General features: G+C 40.1%; 17 protein-coding genes and 1 pseudogene. All 18 read left to right on the top strand.

Going from position 1 to position 17619, the window contains the following annotated elements:
- The coding region (locus tag BKK54_RS11915) for a hypothetical protein (protein ID WP_208605814.1) at window positions 1-199 on the top strand (199 nt) is incomplete at its 5' end.
- A gap of 284 nt (window positions 200-483) precedes the next feature.
- Window positions 484-681 (top strand): annotated as a pseudogene (locus BKK54_RS11995) (hypothetical protein); the annotation flags it as partial.
- Window positions 682-868: 187 nt separating this feature from the next.
- Complete coding sequence (gene yihI / locus BKK54_RS04080) at window positions 869-1426, top strand: Der GTPase-activating protein YihI (protein WP_077541745.1); 558 nt, start codon at window positions 869-871, stop codon at window positions 1424-1426.
- A gap of 3 nt (window positions 1427-1429) precedes the next feature.
- Window positions 1430-1876 (top strand): DUF2489 domain-containing protein, encoded by a 447-nt coding sequence (locus tag BKK54_RS04075; protein ID WP_077541743.1) that lies wholly within the window; start codon window positions 1430-1432, stop codon window positions 1874-1876.
- Complete coding sequence (gene hemN / locus BKK54_RS04070) at window positions 1876-3243, top strand: oxygen-independent coproporphyrinogen III oxidase (protein ID WP_077541741.1); 1368 nt, start codon at window positions 1876-1878, stop codon at window positions 3241-3243. Before BKK54_RS04075 ends, hemN begins: the two co-directional genes overlap by 1 nt.
- 176 nt (window positions 3244-3419) lie before the next feature.
- Window positions 3420-3977 (top strand): ribosome recycling factor, encoded by a 558-nt coding sequence (gene frr, locus BKK54_RS04065; RefSeq protein ID WP_077541739.1) that lies wholly within the window; start codon window positions 3420-3422, stop codon window positions 3975-3977.
- A gap of 81 nt (window positions 3978-4058) precedes the next feature.
- Window positions 4059-5255 (top strand): 1-deoxy-D-xylulose-5-phosphate reductoisomerase, encoded by a 1197-nt coding sequence (gene ispC, locus BKK54_RS04060; protein ID WP_077541773.1) that lies wholly within the window; start codon window positions 4059-4061, stop codon window positions 5253-5255.
- A gap of 29 nt (window positions 5256-5284) precedes the next feature.
- Window positions 5285-6004: a polyprenyl diphosphate synthase gene (gene uppS / locus BKK54_RS04055; protein WP_077541737.1), complete on the top strand. Its 720-nt coding sequence runs from the start codon at window positions 5285-5287 to the stop codon at window positions 6002-6004.
- 11 nt (window positions 6005-6015) lie between these two features.
- The gene (locus BKK54_RS04050; protein ID WP_077541735.1) at window positions 6016-6882 is read left to right on the top strand and encodes a phosphatidate cytidylyltransferase; all 867 of its coding nucleotides are present in this window, start codon (window positions 6016-6018) and stop codon (window positions 6880-6882) included.
- Between the two features lie 9 nt (window positions 6883-6891).
- On the top strand, window positions 6892-8223 hold the full coding sequence (rseP, locus tag BKK54_RS04045) for a sigma E protease regulator RseP (RefSeq protein ID WP_077541733.1): 1332 nt from the start codon (window positions 6892-6894) through the stop codon (window positions 8221-8223).
- Between the two features lie 34 nt (window positions 8224-8257).
- Window positions 8258-10654, top strand: a complete 2397-nt coding sequence (gene bamA, locus BKK54_RS04040) for an outer membrane protein assembly factor BamA (RefSeq protein ID WP_077541731.1) — start codon at window positions 8258-8260, stop codon at window positions 10652-10654.
- Between the two features lie 102 nt (window positions 10655-10756).
- Entirely contained in the window at window positions 10757-11365 is a 609-nt protein-coding gene (locus BKK54_RS04035) for an OmpH family outer membrane protein (RefSeq protein WP_077541729.1), read from the top strand.
- A gap of 12 nt (window positions 11366-11377) precedes the next feature.
- Window positions 11378-12412, top strand: coding sequence for a UDP-3-O-(3-hydroxymyristoyl)glucosamine N-acyltransferase (gene lpxD / locus BKK54_RS04030; RefSeq protein WP_077541727.1), 1035 nt, complete (start codon window positions 11378-11380; stop codon window positions 12410-12412).
- A 207-nt stretch (window positions 12413-12619) separates the two neighbouring features.
- Entirely contained in the window at window positions 12620-13069 is a 450-nt protein-coding gene (gene fabZ, locus BKK54_RS04025) for a 3-hydroxyacyl-ACP dehydratase FabZ (protein ID WP_077541725.1), read from the top strand.
- A gap of 14 nt (window positions 13070-13083) precedes the next feature.
- On the top strand, window positions 13084-13872 hold the full coding sequence (gene lpxA / locus BKK54_RS04020) for an acyl-ACP--UDP-N-acetylglucosamine O-acyltransferase (protein ID WP_077541723.1): 789 nt from the start codon (window positions 13084-13086) through the stop codon (window positions 13870-13872).
- Window positions 13873-13977: 105 nt separating this feature from the next.
- A complete protein-coding gene (gene lpxB / locus BKK54_RS04015) occupies window positions 13978-15150 on the top strand; it encodes a lipid-A-disaccharide synthase (RefSeq protein WP_077541721.1) in 1173 nt (390 codons plus the stop codon).
- Window positions 15143-15736, top strand: a complete 594-nt coding sequence (gene rnhB / locus BKK54_RS04010) for a ribonuclease HII (protein ID WP_077541719.1) — start codon at window positions 15143-15145, stop codon at window positions 15734-15736. The genes lpxB and rnhB overlap by 8 nt, the downstream gene beginning before the upstream one ends.
- 16 nt (window positions 15737-15752) lie before the next feature.
- Window positions 15753-17609 (top strand): SLC13 family permease, encoded by a 1857-nt coding sequence (locus BKK54_RS04005; protein ID WP_077541717.1) that lies wholly within the window; start codon window positions 15753-15755, stop codon window positions 17607-17609.
- Window positions 17610-17619 lie beyond the last annotated feature (10 nt).

Raw genomic sequence — 17619 nt, 5'->3', positions numbered from 1 at the left:
TCTTGATTTTGCTTTAGGTGTTCTTGTTTATTTATGGACAAGCAACGCAACTGAGGAAATTGGTAAACTATTCTATTTTCTCACCTTTCAAAAAAGCATAATCCAAACTATAAAAAAGAGCGGTCAATATTTTCAGTGTTTTTATGGATTGGGGTACCTTTCTCTCAAAAAGCCTTTAAGAATTGACCGCACTTTTTAACCTTAGCCTATCCTAAAATCGTAATTGTTGCACTATTGTACAATAGTCCTGCTTTTCTTTTGCAGAGAAAAGCAATACCCTTTGATAAAAATTATTTTGATAGACAACGAGTGTTAAATATGACTGATTTAAAAAATCCTACGATTGAAGAAGTGAATATTTATTTAGCAAAATGGGAAATATCGGAAAATTATGTGTTACAAGAAAAATTCCTGAATAAATTATTTCAACAATTTCCGAAAAATAATGATATCACAGATATCTTGCTCAAATCTGCGACGTTAAATGATTTTTATAGTACCAATATATTTAATATCTATTCTTTTTCGAAACATATTTTAAATATCCCTTACTTTGATGAACGATTAAATAGCGGTGATCCAAAATTAGTCGATGAAATCAAAAAGATTACTATCAATGGTAAAGAAAAGAACTTTTATTCTTTTGCTACAAAATATTGTAGCCACCCTAATATAGCTTAATGAAATATGTTTGTGAGTTATTTCCCCTTTGAATTAACCTTCAAAAGGGATTTTGTTTTTATAAGGGAAACTATCTCACTATTGCTAGAATAGGTTGAAAGATAGGTATAAAACCTCATTTCTTAATGAGAAAAACTTTCCTAAGTGATACAATCCAGCAAATTTTATTAGAAGGATAGATATTTGAATGGCCCGTAAGAAAAAAACTCGCCGAATAACTGATGTGATGCCTGTTCGTAAAGCGGACAAGAAACCAGACATGCCAAAACGTACAGGAAAGAAATTAACCCGCTATGAATTGGATGCCAAAGCACGTGAGGACAAGAAAAAACGTAAGCATAAAGGCTTAGCCGCAGGTTCACGTCATAGTGTTGCGGAAGAGAATAGTAATAAACCGCAACAACAAGTTAAAGATCCAAAAATTGGTAGCAAAAAGAAAATTCCTCTTATTGTGGAATTTGTGAATAAACCGGAAAAAGGTCAGCTTATTCCAGCAGTGAAACCGGTGAAAAAGCTCGATCCAATGCAAGAGTTGGAAAATCTTGAAAATAATGAGATTTTTAACGAATTATTAGATGCTCTGGATGAAGGCAAAACCATTAGCAAAGCGGATCAGCAATTTGTGGATGAGTGTTTGGATCGCATTGCGGAATTGATGGAAGAACTCGGCATTGAAGATGAGGACGAAAGTGAGGAGAATTTATACCGCACTTTTGAGCAAATGGATATTAATCGGTTTAAGTAAAAGATGATTTGGACGATGATTTTAGGTTTATTTGCATTCGCTATCATTGCTGTTTTATCGTGGTATGCATTTCGTTTGTTAAAACAGGTAAAACACCAGCAACAAGAGTTGGCTAAAGCTAAAATGGAAAGAGTCACTCGTTTAAAAGAGAGCCTTGAAATTATAGCCAAGGCGATGCAGCAGAAAGAATGTAATCATTCTGAGGGGGTTATTCGTCTTACGATGCTATTAATGCCTTTTGGAAAAAATCTTCAACCTTACCCTGCAATGAGTGAACTTTACAATATTGTGAGGGATATGCCCACCCATGATGCACGAAAAACACTTGAAAAAAAAGAACGGAGACGTCTTGATCTTGAACGGGAAAGTGCAGAAGCCAAGTTTGAGCAGGATATTGTAGAAGAACTACATCAGTTACTTGATGATATAAAAAAATTAGGAGACGTTTAATGTCAGAGATGATTTGGGATAAGGAACTTATACAGAAATATAATCAATCGGGGCCTCGCTATACTTCTTATCCGACGGCATTAGAATTTCACGAAAACTACACTAACCAAGATTTTATTCAAGCAGCAGAACGTTATCCTAATCGCCCACTTTCGCTTTATGTGCATATTCCGTTTTGTCATCAGCTTTGTTATTTTTGTGCTTGTAATAAGGTGATTACGCGCCATCAACATAAAGCCGATATTTATCTTGATTATCTTGAAAAAGAAATTCTCTCCCGAGCTCAATTATTTAAAGGAAGAAAGGTTACCCAAATTCATTGGGGGGGAGGGACGCCGACTTATTTGAACGAAGCCCAATCTGCACGTTTAATGGCAATGCTGAAATCTCATTTTACGATTACAGAGAATGCAGAAATTTCTATTGAGATTGATCCTCGCAAAATTGAGCTTTCTATGCTTGATCACCTGCGTGAAATTGGCTTTAATCGGATGAGTATGGGGGTTCAGGATTTTAATAAAGATGTGCAAAAAATTGTGAATCGTGAACAAGATGAGGCATTTATTGCATCTTTATTGAAACGTGCGGAAGCGTTGGGCTTTCAATCCACAAATCTTGATTTGATTTACGGTTTGCCATTGCAAACGGTAGAAAGCTTTATGTTTACATTAGAAAAAGTGATTGCATTAAATCCTGATCGTTTGAGTATCTTTAACTATGCACATTTGCCGAGTCGTGTTCCGGGACAAGCCAAAATTAAAGAAGAACAATTACCAGCTCCGGAAACTAAACTGACGATTTTACAGAAAACGATCGAAACCTTAGGGCAAGCAGGCTATAAATTTATTGGTATGGATCATTTTGCTAAACCCTACGATGAATTGTCTATTGCTCAGGAACAAGGCGTGTTGCATCGTAATTTCCAAGGCTATACAACACAAGAGGATTGTGATCTTCTCGGACTAGGCGTATCTTCTATTAGCTTGTTAGGCGATAGTTATGCCCAAAATGAGAAAGACCTTAAAACTTACTATGCTTTGGTTGAAGAGAAAGGCCATGCACTACATAAAGGGTTGAGGCTGAGTAAAGAAGATTGCTTACGTCGTGATGTGATTAAACAACTTATTTGTAATTTTAAATTAGATTTTTTATCTGTTGAAAAACAATACAATATTAAATTTACCGAACACTTTGCTGAAGATCTGGCGCTATTAAGGCCATTGATTGATGATGCTTTAATCAGTCAAAGCGAACAAGGGCTAATCGTTTCGCCCAAAGGTCGTTTATTCATTCGGAATATTTGCTTATGTTTTGATACTTATTCTCGTGCTATGGCAAAACGTCAGCAATTCTCAAGAATTATTTGATTGCCGTGCCACCCTGTTTATGGTGGCATTTTTCTTATTTGTTGCTTGTACTTTCAAAAGGGCTAATCTTTTTTGAATACCGTTAAATTCAAAAAACATAAAACAATTCAAAAACCGTAAAAAATCCAGTAAAATCACCCCGTTTTATTTTGGGCTACGTATAAAAGGATAATTCAATGATTAATGAGATTAAACAAGACGCTGAACAGCGTATGGAAAAGAGCCTTGAAGCATTAAAAGGACATATCGCAAAAATTCGTACCGGTCGTGCGCAACCAAGTTTATTGGATTCGATTCAAGTGGAATACTATGGTGCGGCGACACCACTTCGTCAATTAGCTAATGTTGTAGCAGAGGATGCACGTACTTTAGCTGTGACTGTATTCGATCGTTCATTAATCAGTGCGGTAGAAAAAGCGATTTTGACTTCCGATTTAGGTTTAAATCCTTCTTCAGCTGGTACCACGATTCGCGTACCCTTGCCACCGTTAACGGAAGAACGCCGTCGTGATCTAATTAAGATTGTGAAAGGCGAAGGCGAGCAGGGTAAAATCGCAATTCGCAATGTGCGTCGTGATGCGAATGACAAAATCAAAGCGTTGTTAAAAGATAAAGAGATTAGTGAGAACGATCAACATAAGGCAGAAGAGATTATCCAAAAATTAACTGACCAATTCATCAAAAAAGTTGATGAAGTGTTGGCAGATAAAGAAAAAGAATTGATGGATTTCTAGTCTTCTGAACCGATGATTGGGGCAGACCATGGTGTCTGCCCTTGTTCTATTATTTTATTCACAAAGTGCGGTCAATATTTTATGAAAAAACAGAATATCGTGATTCTTGGTGCAACGGGATCGATTGGACAAAGCACCCTATCAGTGATTGAGAATAATCCTGAAAGGTATTGTGCCTTCGCTCTTGTTGGGGGGAAAAATGTAGAGGCGATGTTTGAAAAATGTGTGAAATTTCAACCGCACTTTGCCGCTCTTGATGATGTTGAGGCAGCGAATAGCCTACGTAGTAAACTCCTTGAGCATAATATCACAACAACGGTGTTAGCCGGACAGCGTGCCATTTGTGAATTAGCGGCACATCCTGAGGCGGATCAAGTGATGGCAGCCATTGTCGGTGCTGCAGGTTTGTTGCCGACGCTCTCTGCCGTGAAGGCCAGCAAACGGGTATTGTTGGCAAATAAAGAGGCGTTAGTCACTTGCGGACAGATTTTCATTGAAGCGGTGAAACAGAATAACGCTATTTTGTTACCGGTAGATAGTGAGCATAATGCGATTTTCCAATCACTGCCACCCGAAGCCCAACAAAAAATCGGTTTCTGCCCATTAGATGAATTAGGTATTAATAAAATAGTCTTAACAGGATCCGGTGGGCCTTTTCGTTATACTCCTTTACAGGACTTTGATCGCATTACACCAGCGCAAGCGGTGGCGCATCCTAATTGGTCGATGGGGAAAAAAATTTCCGTAGATTCAGCCACGATGATGAATAAAGGTTTGGAATATATTGAGGCTCGATGGTTATTTAACGCTTGCGCTGATGAAATGGAAGTGGTTATTCATCCTCAATCAATCATTCATTCTATGGTACGCTATGCGGATGGTTCAGTGATTGCTCAAATGGGTAATCCGGATATGCGTACGCCAATTGCTCAAACAATGGCATATCCTCATCGTACTTTCGCCGGCGTTGAACCTTTAGACTTCTTTAAAATCAAAGAACTGACGTTTATTGAACCGGATTATCATCGTTATCCGAATTTAAAACTGGCAATGGAGGCTTTTGCTGAAGGGCAATATGCCACAACAACAATGAATGCGGCAAATGAAATGGCAGTTCAAGCTTTTTTAGACGGTCGTATTTCTTTTACCGATATTGCACGAATTAACCAAGAATCGGTTTTAAAAATGTCCCATACAACGATTTCATCCATTGATGATGTGCTGGCGGTGGATGCGGAAGCTCGCACTCTTGCAGAATCATTAATTGCGCATCGTTAAAAGAGCGGTCAAAAATAATCTTATTTTTTATGATAGAACTTGATAAGAATAATATCCCCGAGCATATTGCTATTATTATGGATGGCAACGGACGTTGGGCAAAACAACAAAATAAATTGCGTATTTTTGGACATACTCATGGCGTGGCGGCGGTTCGTCGAGCGGTAAGCTATGCCCGCCAAATTGGTGTTAAAGTGTTAACGCTTTATGCTTTTAGCAGTGAAAATTGGAATCGCCCCGCGCAGGAAGTGAATGCCTTGATGACGCTTTTTATACAAGCCCTTGATCGTGAAGTAAAAAAGCTGCATAAAAATGATGTTCGACTCAAAATTATTGGTGATACTTCACGTTTTAGTGAAAGATTACAAGAGAAAATTGTCAAAGCGGAGCATTTAACGGAAAAAAATACGGCATTGACTTTGAACATTGCAGCAAACTATGGTGGCTGTTGGGATATTGTTCAAGCCGCCAGACAAATTGCTGATAAAGTTAAAAAAAATGAAATAAATCCTGAAGAGATTACCGAGCAATGTTTTCAATTGCATTTGGCTACACAAAATCAACCTCAAGTCGATCTATTAATTCGCACTAGTGGTGAACAACGTGTGAGCAATTTCTTACTTTGGCAAATTGCTTATGCGGAGTTATGTTTTTTAGATGTTTTATGGCCTGATTTTGGAGAAAAGGATTTTAATCAAGCCATTGCAAGTTATCAACAACGTCACCGCCGTTTTGGTGGGACAGAATAAGCGGAGAAATTATGCTTAAAGAACGTGTATTATCGGCGATTGTGCTTATTATGCTGGTGTTGTGTGCCTTGTTTTTATTTACCCCTTTTTATTTTGCGTTGGCTTTGGGGTTGGTGGCAACATTGGGCGTGTGGGAGTGGACACAATTTTCCCGCTTTAAACAACCTCTCGCCCGTTTATGCATTGCGGCATTTCTCGGGGCATTTATTTTTTTATGGCTTTTTACCGAGGGAGATTATTTAAATGCAGGACGTGTTTTTGAAAGCTATCTTCCTCTTTTGTTGATTAATTCTATTGGGTGGTGGATGCTCGCATTATTGCTGGTTGTTACCTATCCTCTATCGGCGAAATACTGGGGGAAAAATAAGCCACTTCAGTTATTATTTGCTTTTTCGATATTAATTCCTTTTATTGCTGCGGTATTACGTTTACGCTTGGAAAACTATACGCAAGCTCCCTATCAAGGTTTATTCTTGTTACTCTATGTTTTTGTACTTGTGTGGGCTGCAGACTCTGGCGCTTATTTTGCTGGTCGAGCTTTTGGAAAACATAAATTGGCGCCTAATGTTTCACCGGGAAAAACTTGGGAGGGGGTTGTTGGTGGATTAATCACCGCTGTAATTCTTGCGTGTGCATTTATTTACTTATCTCGTGAAACCCTGCTTGGAAACCGAGAAATGATGGGATTTATTTCACTTTCTGTTGCAACAGTCGCAATTTCAATTTTAGGTGATTTAACAGAAAGTATGTTCAAGCGAGAAGCTGGGATTAAAGATAGTAGTCAGCTTATTCCCGGGCATGGTGGCGTTTTAGATCGTATTGATAGTTTAACGGCTGCTGTTCCTTTCTTTACTTACTTCTATTTCTTTGTATTGTAAGGGCTCTTCATGTCATTTTTGTGGTCTCTCGGTTCTTTTCTTATTGCGATTTCCGTATTGGTGGCGGTTCATGAATATGGGCATTTTTGGGCTGCACGAAAGTGCGGTGTAAAAGTCCATCGTTTTTCTATTGGTTTCGGTAAGGTGATTTGGCAACGTAAAGATAAACAAGGTACAGAATTTGCCTTGTCAATGATTCCTTTAGGTGGCTACGTGAAGATGTTAGATAGCCGAGCGGAAAGTGTTTCCCCATTATTAAAACCTCAAGCTTTTGATCAAAAGTCTGTATTACAACGTGCATTTATTATTGCCGCCGGACCATTAGCAAATTTTCTTTTTGCAATTGTGGCATATTGGATCATTTATTCTGTGGGAATCCCAAGTATAAAACCCGTGATTGAACAGATAACGCCAAATTCTATTGCGGCACAAGCACATATTGAACCTCATTCGCAAATAGTGGCGATTGATGGAAAAAATGCGGATGATTGGGAAACCATTAATATGCTGTTAGCCACAAAATTAGGGGATACGCAAGTAGAGATGACCCTTTCACCTTTCGGCTCCAATGTGACCTATGACAAACAATTAGATTTATCCGGTTGGACATTTGAGCCGGAAAAAGAAAGCGCTTTCGAATCATTAGGAATGGTTCCTGTCCGTACTAAAGTAGAAATGACCTTATCTAAGGTCGTGGAAAATTCTCCGGCTCAAAAAGCAGGGCTGAAGGTGGGGGATAAAATTTTAAGTGAAAATTTGACCGCACTTTTATGGCAAGATTTTGTAAAACTGGTCGAACAAGGGCAGCCCATTTCTTTGAAAATTGAACGTGATGGCAATGTTTTTGACAAAACGATACAACCAGAAAAAAATAAAGAAAACCGTTGGTTTGTGGGGGTTAGTCCTACTTTTTTAAATGTGGGGGAGCAGTATCGAACGGAATTGAAATATGGTATTCTTGATTCCCTCTCTAAAAGTGTAGAAAAAACCGTGCAATTATCTTGGTTAACCATTAAAGTCATTGGTAAGTTGTTTACCGGTGATCTTGCTTTGAATAATTTAAGTGGTCCTATTTCCATTGCAAAAGGTGCCGGTGCTTCATCAAGTATTGGCGTGGTTTATTTCTTGAGCTTTATGGCGTTAATCAGCGTAAATTTAGGTATTATGAATTTATTTCCGTTGCCTGTCTTAGATGGGGGACATCTTGTTTTCTTAGCAGCGGAAGGAATAAAAGGGAAACCGGTTTCCGAAAGGGTACAAAATTTAAGTTATCGCATTGGTGCAGCATTGCTATTCGCTTTGATGGCTTTTGCACTTTTCAATGATTTCTTACGTTTATAGATTTTATAGTGACATAGTAGATAGGGTACTGTCGATGAAAAAACTTCTAATCGCAAGTTTATTATTCGGGACGACAACAAGCATTTTTGCCGCCCCTTTTGTGGCAAAAGAAATTCGTGTAGATGGGGTTCAAGGTGAGTTGGAACAACAAATTCTTACAAGCCTACCTGTTCGTTCTGGACAACGTGTGACTGACAATGATGTGGCGAATATCGTTCGTTCTTTGTTTGTCAGTGGTCGCTTTGATGATGTAAAGGCTTACCAAGATGGTAATGCTCTTGTAGTGAGTGTCATTGCAAAGCCAATTATTTCAGAGGTGCAGATTAAAGGTAACTCGTTGATTCCAACGGAAGCCTTGAAACAAAACCTAGACGTAAACGGTTTTAAATCAGGCGATATTTTGAATCGAGCTAAACTTGATGAGTTTGTGAAAGGCGTTAAAGAACACTATAAAAGTGTGGGGCGTTATAATGCGAAAGTTGAAGCGATTGTGAACACACTCCCAAACAACCGTGCAGAAGTTACGCTTCAAATTGATGAAGACGATACGGCAAAATTAAAGTCGATTACCTTTAATGGTAACCAAGCCATTTTAAGTAGCACATTACAAGACCAAATGGAATTGCAACCGGATGCGTGGTGGAAACTTTGGGGAAACAAATTTGATGCGACACAGTTTGATAAAGATTTGCAATCTATTCAAGAATACTATCAAAACAACGGTTATGCCAAAGCACAGATTACCCATACGGATGTTCAGTTAAATGATGAGCAAACCAAAGCGGAAGTGACCATTGATGTGAATGAAGGTGAAAAATATGATTTAGGAAGCGCCCGTATTGTGGGGAATCTGGGGGGAATGGCGGAGGAGTTACAGCCGCTATTAAATAGTTTACATTTGAACGACACCTTTAGTCGTGCAGATGTGATTGATGTTGAAAATGCGATTCGATCCAAATTAGGTGAACGTGGTTACGGTAGCGCAACAGTTAATGCCGCTCCAACATTTGATGATGAAAATAAGACTGTTGCATTGACTTTTGTTGTTGATGCTGGTCGCCGTTTATCTGTTCGTCAAGTTCAATTTGAAGGTAACACCGTTTCAGCCGATAGCACGCTACGTCAGGAAATGCGTCAGCAGGAAGGTTCTTGGTACAATGCCCAATTAGTCGAGTTAGGGAAAATTCGTTTGGATAGAACGGGGTTCTTTGAAACCGTTGAAAGTCGAATTGATCCGGTTGAAGGTACAAATGATGAAGTAAATGTTGTTTACAAAGTGAAGGAGCGTAACACCGGTAGTATCAACTTTGGCGTGGGCTATGGAACGGAAAGTGGCATTAGTTATCAAGCTAGTGTAAAACAAGATAACTTTTTAGGAACCGGTGCCGCAGTGAGCTTGGGGGGATCTCGTAATGACTATGGAACAACAATTAATTTGGGTTATACCGAGCCTTATTTCACAAAAGATGGGGTAAGTTTAGGCGGAAATGTATTCTATGAAACTTACGATAACTCCAATAGTGATACCGCATCAAATTATAAGCGTACGACTTATGGTGGCAATGTAACTCTTGGGTTCCCGGTGAATGAAAATAATTCATACTATATCGGATTGGGTTACACTTACAATAAAATCAGCAACTTTTCTCGGGAATATAACCGTGATTTATATTTAAAATCAATGAATTTAGATCCTGAACGTTCTGATTCTCTTTCAGTAAAATCTCACGATTTTGATTTTTCGTTTGGTTGGAACTATAACAGTTTAAACCGTGGTTACTTTCCGACTAAAGGGATAAAAGCAAGTATTGGCGGTCGTGTAACGATTCCGGGTTCTGATAACAAATATTATAAATTAAATGCTGATATTCAAGGCTATTATCCTCTTGATCGTGCGCATCACTGGGTTATTTCCGGTAAAGCAGGACTAGGCTACGCAAATGGTTTTGGCGGTAAACGTTTACCGTTCTACCAAAACTATACTGCAGGGGGGATTGGATCATTACGTGGCTTTGCTTATGGTGCGGTAGGTCCGAACGCGATTTATTGGGTAAAAGACCAGAATGGTCAGGAAGGGTATAATGCCAATGGTAGCACCGATATTATCGGAGGTAATGCCATTGCAACTGCAAGTGCGGAATTAATTTTCCCGACACCATTTGTTTCAGATAAGAGCCAAAACTCGGTAAGAACCTCATTGTTTGTTGATGCAGCAAGCGTTTGGAGTACCAAATGGACGGCACAGGATAAAGCGATGTTCCCTAATTTGCCGGATTATAGTGATCCAAGCCGTATTCGTGCTTCCGCAGGTATCGGATTTCAATGGCAATCACCAATCGGGCCATTGGTATTCTCTTACGCTAAACCGATCAAAAAATATGAGAATGATGATGTAGAACAGTTCCAATTTAGTATTGGAGGTTCTTTTTAATCGAACTTTTTACTTATTACTTAGTCAAAACGAACACTTGCATAGTAAACAATGCGTGCTATGCAAGCCCGATTAACAATTTAGTTTAACAAGGAAATTTCAATGAAAAATGTTTTAAAAGTGACCGCACTTTCAGTAGGTATTGCGCTTGCATCAGGTTTTGCCGTTGCAGATGAAAATATTGCGTTTATCAATGCAGGATATTTATTCCAAAACCACCCGGATCGCCAAGCTATCGCAGATAAATTAGATGCGGAATTAAAACCGACAGCGGATAAGCTTGCAGCAAGTAAAAAAGAAATTGACGACAAAATTGCTGCGTCACGGAAAAAAGTAGAAGCAAAAGTTGCGGCATTACAAAAAGATGCACCACGTTTACGCCAAACTGAAATCCAAAAACGTGAAGAAGAAATCAATAAATTTGGTGCGAATGAAGAAGCGGCATTGACTAAGTTGATGCAAGAACAAGATAAAAAAGTTGCGGCATTCCAAGAAGAAAGTGATAAACGTCAAGCGGAAGCGCGTGCAAAATTATTAGAAAGTATCCAAGTGGCAACCAACAACTTAGCAAAAGCAAAAGGTTACACCTATGTGATTGATGCTAACTCTGTCGTGTTTGCAGTAGAGGGCAAAGATATTACTGAGGAAGTGCTCAAATCGATTCCGGCAACTGAAAAAGCAGTACCAGCTAAAGCGGAAGAGAAAAAATAATAGGTTCTAACTATGCAAAAATCCTATTCTTTAAAAGAATTGGCGAATCAAATCGGCGCTACCGTTCGCGGTAACGCCGATGTCGTTATAACGAATATTGCCCCTCTCGATAAAGCTCAATCCCATCAACTTACTTTTATTTCTAATGCGAAATTTCGTCCGCTATTAAAAGATTCTCAGGCTGGCATTCTCGTCGTGTCTGAAGAAGATGTGGAATTTTGTGCCGCTGAAAGTAATTTACTGATTGTCAAAGATACTTATGTGGCTTATGCGATTTTAGCTCAGTATATGGATACCACACCGAAAGCGGCACAAGGCATTGCGCCAAGTGCGGTCATTTTTGATGATGTTTCTTTAGGTGAAAATGTATCAATTGGCGCAAATGCTGTCATTGAAGAAGGCGTAGTACTAGGCGATAACGTGGTGATTGGGGCGAATTGTTTTGTGGGAAAACACACAAAAATTGGCTCGGGTACACAGCTTTGGGCGAATGTTTCGGTCTATCATGATGTTTTAATTGGCGAGAATTGTTTAATTCAATCCGGTGCTGTGATTGGGAGCGATGGTTTTGGTTATGCCAATGATCGTGGTCGTTGGATTAAAATTCCACAAGTGGGACAAGTCATCATTGGTAACAATGTTGAAATTGGTGCTTGCACTTGCATTGATAGAGGTGCACTGGATGCCACGGTGATTGAGGACAACGTCATTATTGATAATCTTTGTCAAATTGCCCACAACGTTCATATTGGCACTGGTACGGCAGTCGCAGGCGGTGTGATTATGGCGGGTAGCCTGACAGTGGGACGTTACTGTTTAATTGGTGGGGCGAGTGTGATTAACGGCCATATGGAAATCTGTGACAAAGTGACGATTACCGGTATGGGAATGGTCATGCGACCAATTACCGAACCGGGGGTTTATTCTTCCGGCATTCCATTACAAACCAATAAAGAGTGGCGTAAAACAGCGACACTGACTTTAGGGATTGATGGAATGAATAAACGGTTGAAATTAGTCGAAAAAAAACTCAATGAAAAAATATAATGTCATAAAAAGATTAAAAAAACAGTTGACGGACTGTTTTTTTTTTTTAGTATTATTCGGTTTTAGCCTAATGGTTAAAACACTCTAAAAATCTTGTTATTTAGCCGACTTTGTGTCGGCTTTTTTTATCCCTATTGATTTTTGTAATCATCACTAAAATACCGTATAATTTCGCCCATCTTACATTTTTTATAAGGGATTTTGAACGTGTCAGAAATTCAGTCAGGCAGAGTAATTGAAGCAAAAGAAATTATGACTTTATTACCACACCGCTACCCATTTTTATTAGTGGATCGCGTGTTGGATTTCAAAGAAGGTGAATGGTTAAAAGCTATCAAAAATATCAGTGTTAATGAACCTTGCTTTACCGGACATTTCCCAGGTGAGCCTATTTTACCGGGCGTGTTAATTTTGGAGGCGCTTGCGCAAGCCATGGGGATTCTGGCATTTAAAACCCACGAATTAAAAGGCGGAGAATTATTCTATTTTGCGGGGATTGACGAAGCGCGCTTTAAACGTCCTGTGTTACCCGGTGATCAAATGGAATTAAATGTTCAAGTTATCAAAGAACGCCGTGGAATTACCGCTTTCACCGGTATCGCAACGGTAAATGGTGAAGTCGCTTGTGAAGCGAAATTAATGTGCGCACGTCGCTAATTAAGGAAATAACTATGATTCACTCAAGTGCAAAAATCCACCCGACAGCATTAGTTGAAGAAGGGGCAATCATTGGTGAGGATGTGGTCATTGGTCCTTTCTGTATTGTTGAAGGTTCTGTCGAAATTAAGGCGAGAACAGTATTGAAATCACATGTGGTTGTTCGTGGTGATACGGTGATTGGTGAGGATAACGAAATTTATCAATTTGCAACAATTGGCGAAGTCAACCAAGATTTAAAATACAAAGGCGAAGCGACGAAAACTATTGTGGGTAATGCCAATAGAATTCGCGAACATGTGACCATTCATCGTGGTACCATCCAAGGTGGGGGAGTAACCCGTATCGGTAATAATAATCTTCTGATGATTAACGTCCATGTGGCGCACGATTGCCAAATTAAAAATAATTGTATCTTAGCCAATAATGCCACCCTTGCCGGTCACGTTGAGCTAGATGATTTTGTGATTGTGGGGGGAATGTCCGCCATTCATCAATTTGTGATTGTTGGAGCGCATGTCATGTTAGGGGGGGGCTCAATGGTTAGCCAAGATGTGCCGCCTTATGTAATGGCGCAAGGTGATCGGGCTCGTCCGTTTGGGGTAAATCTGGAAGGGTTAAAACGCCGTGGGTTTGATAAACCGACAATGCACACCATTCGTAATGTGTATAAAATGATTTATCGTAGTGGCAAAACCCTTGAAGAAATCATTCCGGAAATTGAACAAATCGCTGAAACAGATTCCGCAATTAGTTTTTTCACCGATTTTTTCAAACGCTCAACACGCGGTATTATTCGTTAATCACGAGCCTTTATCCGCCTTTAGAAACGGAGATTTCCAAGAAATTAGTGTTAAATCAACCGCACTTTCATCTTAAAAGTGCGGTTATTTTTTAGGGTAAATTCAATGAATAAAGAAAAGCTTACGATCGCCCTTGTGGCGGGAGAAATCTCAGGGGATATTCTCGGTGCAGGATTAATTCGACAGCTTAAAGCCCACTATCCCACTGCTCGTTTTATCGGTATTGCCGGCCCTAAAATGATGGCTGAAGGTTGCGAAACCTTGGTGGATATGGAAGAACTTTCCGTTATGGGCTTAGCCGAAATTGTTAAACATCTGCCACGCCTACTAAGAATCCGTAAAAATGTAATTCAAACCATGTTACGTGAAAAGCCTGATGTGTATATTGGTATTGATGCACCGGATTTTAATTTAGATGTTGAGCAGAAGCTCAAAGCCAACGGCATCAAAACTATTCATTATGTCAGCCCTTCCGTATGGGCGTGGCGACAGAATAGAATCCACAAAATTGCGAAAGCGACAAATCAAGTACTGGCATTTTTACCTTTTGAAAAAGCCTTTTATGATAAATTCAATGTGCCTTGCCGATTTATCGGTCACACGATGGCGGATGCAATTCCCCTAAAACCTAATCGGGCGGAGGCTTGCCAATTTCTCAATATTGATCCGACGCAACGTTATTTAGCGATACTGGTAGGAAGTCGGGGAGCGGAAGTCGAATTTTTAGCTGAGCCTTTTTTGAAAACGGCATTATTGTTGAAGGATCAATTTCCTGATTTACAGTTTCTTGTTCCCCTAGTGAATGAGAAACGCCGACAACAATTTGAAGCCATTAAAGCCCGAGTCGCGCCGAACTTAGCGATGCATCTGATTGACGGCAACGCACGCCAAGTCTTAATGGCTGCACAAGCAACATTATTGGCTTCCGGCACGGCGGCACTTGAGGCGATGTTGTGTAAATCACCCATGGTGGTAGGCTATAAAATGAAGCCTCTTACCTATTCACTGGCAAAACGGTTAGTGAAGACTGACTATATTTCCCTACCAAATTTACTCGCCAATGAAATGCTCGTGCCGGAAATGATTCAAGAAAATTGTGACCCCACATTACTTGCCGAAAAACTGGCAGTTTATTTCTCGGATGAAGAAAGTGCGGTTAAAAATCGCTACATTTTAATTCAACGTTTCACCGATTTACACCAACAAATTCAATGTGATGCGGATAAACAGGCGGCCCAAGCCGTGATTGATTTATTAGAGGAAGACCAAAATGTTTGAATATCCGCAAGGTTACGAACTCATTGCCGGTGTCGATGAAGTGGGGCGAGGGCCTTTAGTGGGGGCAGTCGTAACCGCAGCGGTGATTTTAGATCCCAATAATCCCATTGAAGGATTAGCAGATTCAAAAAAACTCACTGAGAAAAAACGCCTTGCCTTAGCAGAAGAAATTAAACAAAAAGCGATCGCATGGTCATTAGGGCGTGCAGAAGCAGAAGAAATTGATAAACTGAATATTTTGCAGGCGTCCTTGATCGCTATGACGCGTGCGGTAAAATCCTTAAAAATTCAACCGCACTTTGTACTGGTCGATGGTAATAAAATCCCTAAAGATCTCAATATTCCCGCCCAAGCCATCGTGAAAGGCGATAGTCTGGTGGCGGAAATTAGTGCTGCCTCTATTTTGGCAAAAGTCGCTCGGGATCAAGAAATGGAAGCCTTGGATCGCCAATATCCTGAATATGCTTTTGCCCAACATAAAGGTTATCCAACGAAGTTACACCTAGAAAAATTAGCCGAATTAGGGGCATTGCCACAGCACCGCCGTAGTTTTGCTCCGGTTCGTAAAGTATTAGAAAGTCGCTAAACATGAGAGGTAGGAGATGAATACCATATTCACCAATGCGCTTTGGGTTAGCCCGCTTTTCTGGACGCTCACACTGTTAGCCGTTGCCGTGATTTTATTCGTGAGAAATAAAGTGCGAATGGATGCCGTGGCACTTTTAGTGATGTTGGCGTTTTATTTGAGCGGTATTTTAACCACTAACGAAATTTTTGCCGGTTTTAGCGATCCGAATATTATTTTGATTGCATTGTTGTTTATTATTGGCGAAGGATTGGTGCGTACCGGCGTTGCCTATCAAGTGAGTGAAGGAATCTTAAAACTTGCCGGAAATAGTGAAACCAAGGTCTTGGTATTGCTGATGCTTGCTGTGGCGGGCTTAGGGGCGTTTATGAGTTCCACCGGCGTGGTGGCGATTTTTATTCCCGTAGTATTGATGATTTGTCGCCAAATGAATCTTTCCCCAAAACGTTTAATGATGCCCTTGAGTGTGGCAGGGTTGATCAGCGGTATGATGACACTTATTGCCACTGCGCCTAACTTGGTGGTGAATGCGGAATTAGTCAAAGATACCGGCACGCGTTTAAGATTTTTTGATTTCACCCCGATTGGGCTTGTCATTTTGTTGTTAGGTATCGGCTATATGTTGCTAACCCGCCGTTGGCTTGGGGGAAACATTGCGACGGATAACCAAGAAAATAATCAACGATCAATGGCAGAATTGATTGATGAGTATGGTTTACGCGGGCGTGCGAAACGTTTTGTAGTGCGTACCGGTTCGCCTTTTGCCGGCAAAAAGTTAGATGAATTACATTTACGCTCCAACTATGGGGTGAATGTGTTAGCGATTGAGCGTTGGAAACGTTTCCGCCCAACTTATATGATGCCCCTTGCCACCTCAGAAATTCATGAAAAAGATATTTTGATGATTGATATTGGTCAGCAAGAATTTAACCTCACAGAATTTTGTCAAACTCATAATTTAGAACCGGCAGAGATTAAATCTCAATCTTTTGATGAACAGGCAAAATCCATTGGAATGGCGGAATTAGCCTTAGTACCGGGCTCGGCATTGATTGATAAAACCACACAAGAACTGGCATTTCGTTCTCGTTATGGATTAAATGTGGTAGGGATTAAGCGGGATGGTGAATTAATTTCCGACAGCTTTTCCGGCACACCTTATAAGCTTGGTGACTTAATTCTTGTTATTGGTGATTGGAAAGTGATTCAACAAATGCGTAACCGTACCAAGGATTTTGTTGTGCTCACTTATCCGAAAGAAATGGATCGTGTTGCACCGGCACAGAGCCAAGCACCACAAGCCTTGCTTTCCGTATTGGTGATGGTGGTGTTAATGGTGTCCGGTCTTGTACCCAATGTGATTGCCGCACTTATCGGTTGTTTAATGTTGGGGTATTTCCGTTGCATTGATGCGAAAAGTGCTTATGATTCTATTCATTGGCCAAGTCTTATTTTGATTATTGGTATGATGCCCTTTGCCACCGCATTGCAAAAAACCGGCGGGATTCAACTGGCGGTTGAGACGATGTTGCAGTTGGTGGGGGATTGGGGAATGCATTTAGTGCTGATGATGTTATTTCTTTTTTGTGCCGTGATCGGGTTATTCATCTCCAATACAGCAACAGCGATTTTAGTGGCCCCTATTGCCATTTCATTGGCGCAGCAACTCCAAGTCTCGCCTATCCCCTTTGCCATGGTAGTGGCAATTGCCGCATCTGCCGCATTTATGACGCCGGTTTCTTCACCGGTGAATACGATGGTCGTGGGACCAGGTGGATATAAATTTAGTGATTTTTTAAAAATTGGTGTGCCGTTTACATTGATTGTGATGGTAGTGAGTGTATTTTTAATTCCACTTTTATTTCCATTTTAAGCATTGAGAT

Origin of the sequence: Rodentibacter genomosp. 1, assembly GCF_001999285.1 — a bacterium.
Taxonomy (GTDB): domain Bacteria; phylum Pseudomonadota; class Gammaproteobacteria; order Enterobacterales; family Pasteurellaceae; genus Rodentibacter.
Note: the sequence above shows the minus strand (reverse complement) of the source record. Positions and strands in the feature narration are given on the sequence as shown.

Excerpts from the sequence above, each read along its gene's own strand:
- yihI (WP_077541745.1), top strand. The coding sequence starts at position 869 with ATGGCCCGTAAGAAAAAAACTCGCCGAATAACTGATGTGATGCCTGTT.
- BKK54_RS04075 (WP_077541743.1), top strand. The coding sequence starts at position 1,430 with ATGATTTGGACGATGATTTTAGGTTTATTTGCATTCGCTATCATTGCT.
- hemN (WP_077541741.1), top strand. The coding sequence starts at position 1,876 with ATGTCAGAGATGATTTGGGATAAGGAACTTATACAGAAATATAATCAA.
- frr (WP_077541739.1), top strand. The coding sequence starts at position 3,420 with ATGATTAATGAGATTAAACAAGACGCTGAACAGCGTATGGAAAAGAGC.
- ispC (WP_077541773.1), top strand. The coding sequence starts at position 4,059 with ATGAAAAAACAGAATATCGTGATTCTTGGTGCAACGGGATCGATTGGA.
- uppS (WP_077541737.1), top strand. The coding sequence starts at position 5,285 with ATGATAGAACTTGATAAGAATAATATCCCCGAGCATATTGCTATTATT.
- BKK54_RS04050 (WP_077541735.1), top strand. The coding sequence starts at position 6,016 with ATGCTTAAAGAACGTGTATTATCGGCGATTGTGCTTATTATGCTGGTG.
- rseP (WP_077541733.1), top strand. The coding sequence starts at position 6,892 with ATGTCATTTTTGTGGTCTCTCGGTTCTTTTCTTATTGCGATTTCCGTA.
- bamA (WP_077541731.1), top strand. The coding sequence starts at position 8,258 with ATGAAAAAACTTCTAATCGCAAGTTTATTATTCGGGACGACAACAAGC.
- BKK54_RS04035 (WP_077541729.1), top strand. The coding sequence starts at position 10,757 with ATGAAAAATGTTTTAAAAGTGACCGCACTTTCAGTAGGTATTGCGCTT.
- lpxD (WP_077541727.1), top strand. The coding sequence starts at position 11,378 with ATGCAAAAATCCTATTCTTTAAAAGAATTGGCGAATCAAATCGGCGCT.
- lpxA (WP_077541723.1), top strand. The coding sequence starts at position 13,084 with ATGATTCACTCAAGTGCAAAAATCCACCCGACAGCATTAGTTGAAGAA.
- lpxB (WP_077541721.1), top strand. The coding sequence starts at position 13,978 with ATGAATAAAGAAAAGCTTACGATCGCCCTTGTGGCGGGAGAAATCTCA.
- rnhB (WP_077541719.1), top strand. The coding sequence starts at position 15,143 with ATGTTTGAATATCCGCAAGGTTACGAACTCATTGCCGGTGTCGATGAA.
- BKK54_RS04005 (WP_077541717.1), top strand. The coding sequence starts at position 15,753 with ATGAATACCATATTCACCAATGCGCTTTGGGTTAGCCCGCTTTTCTGG.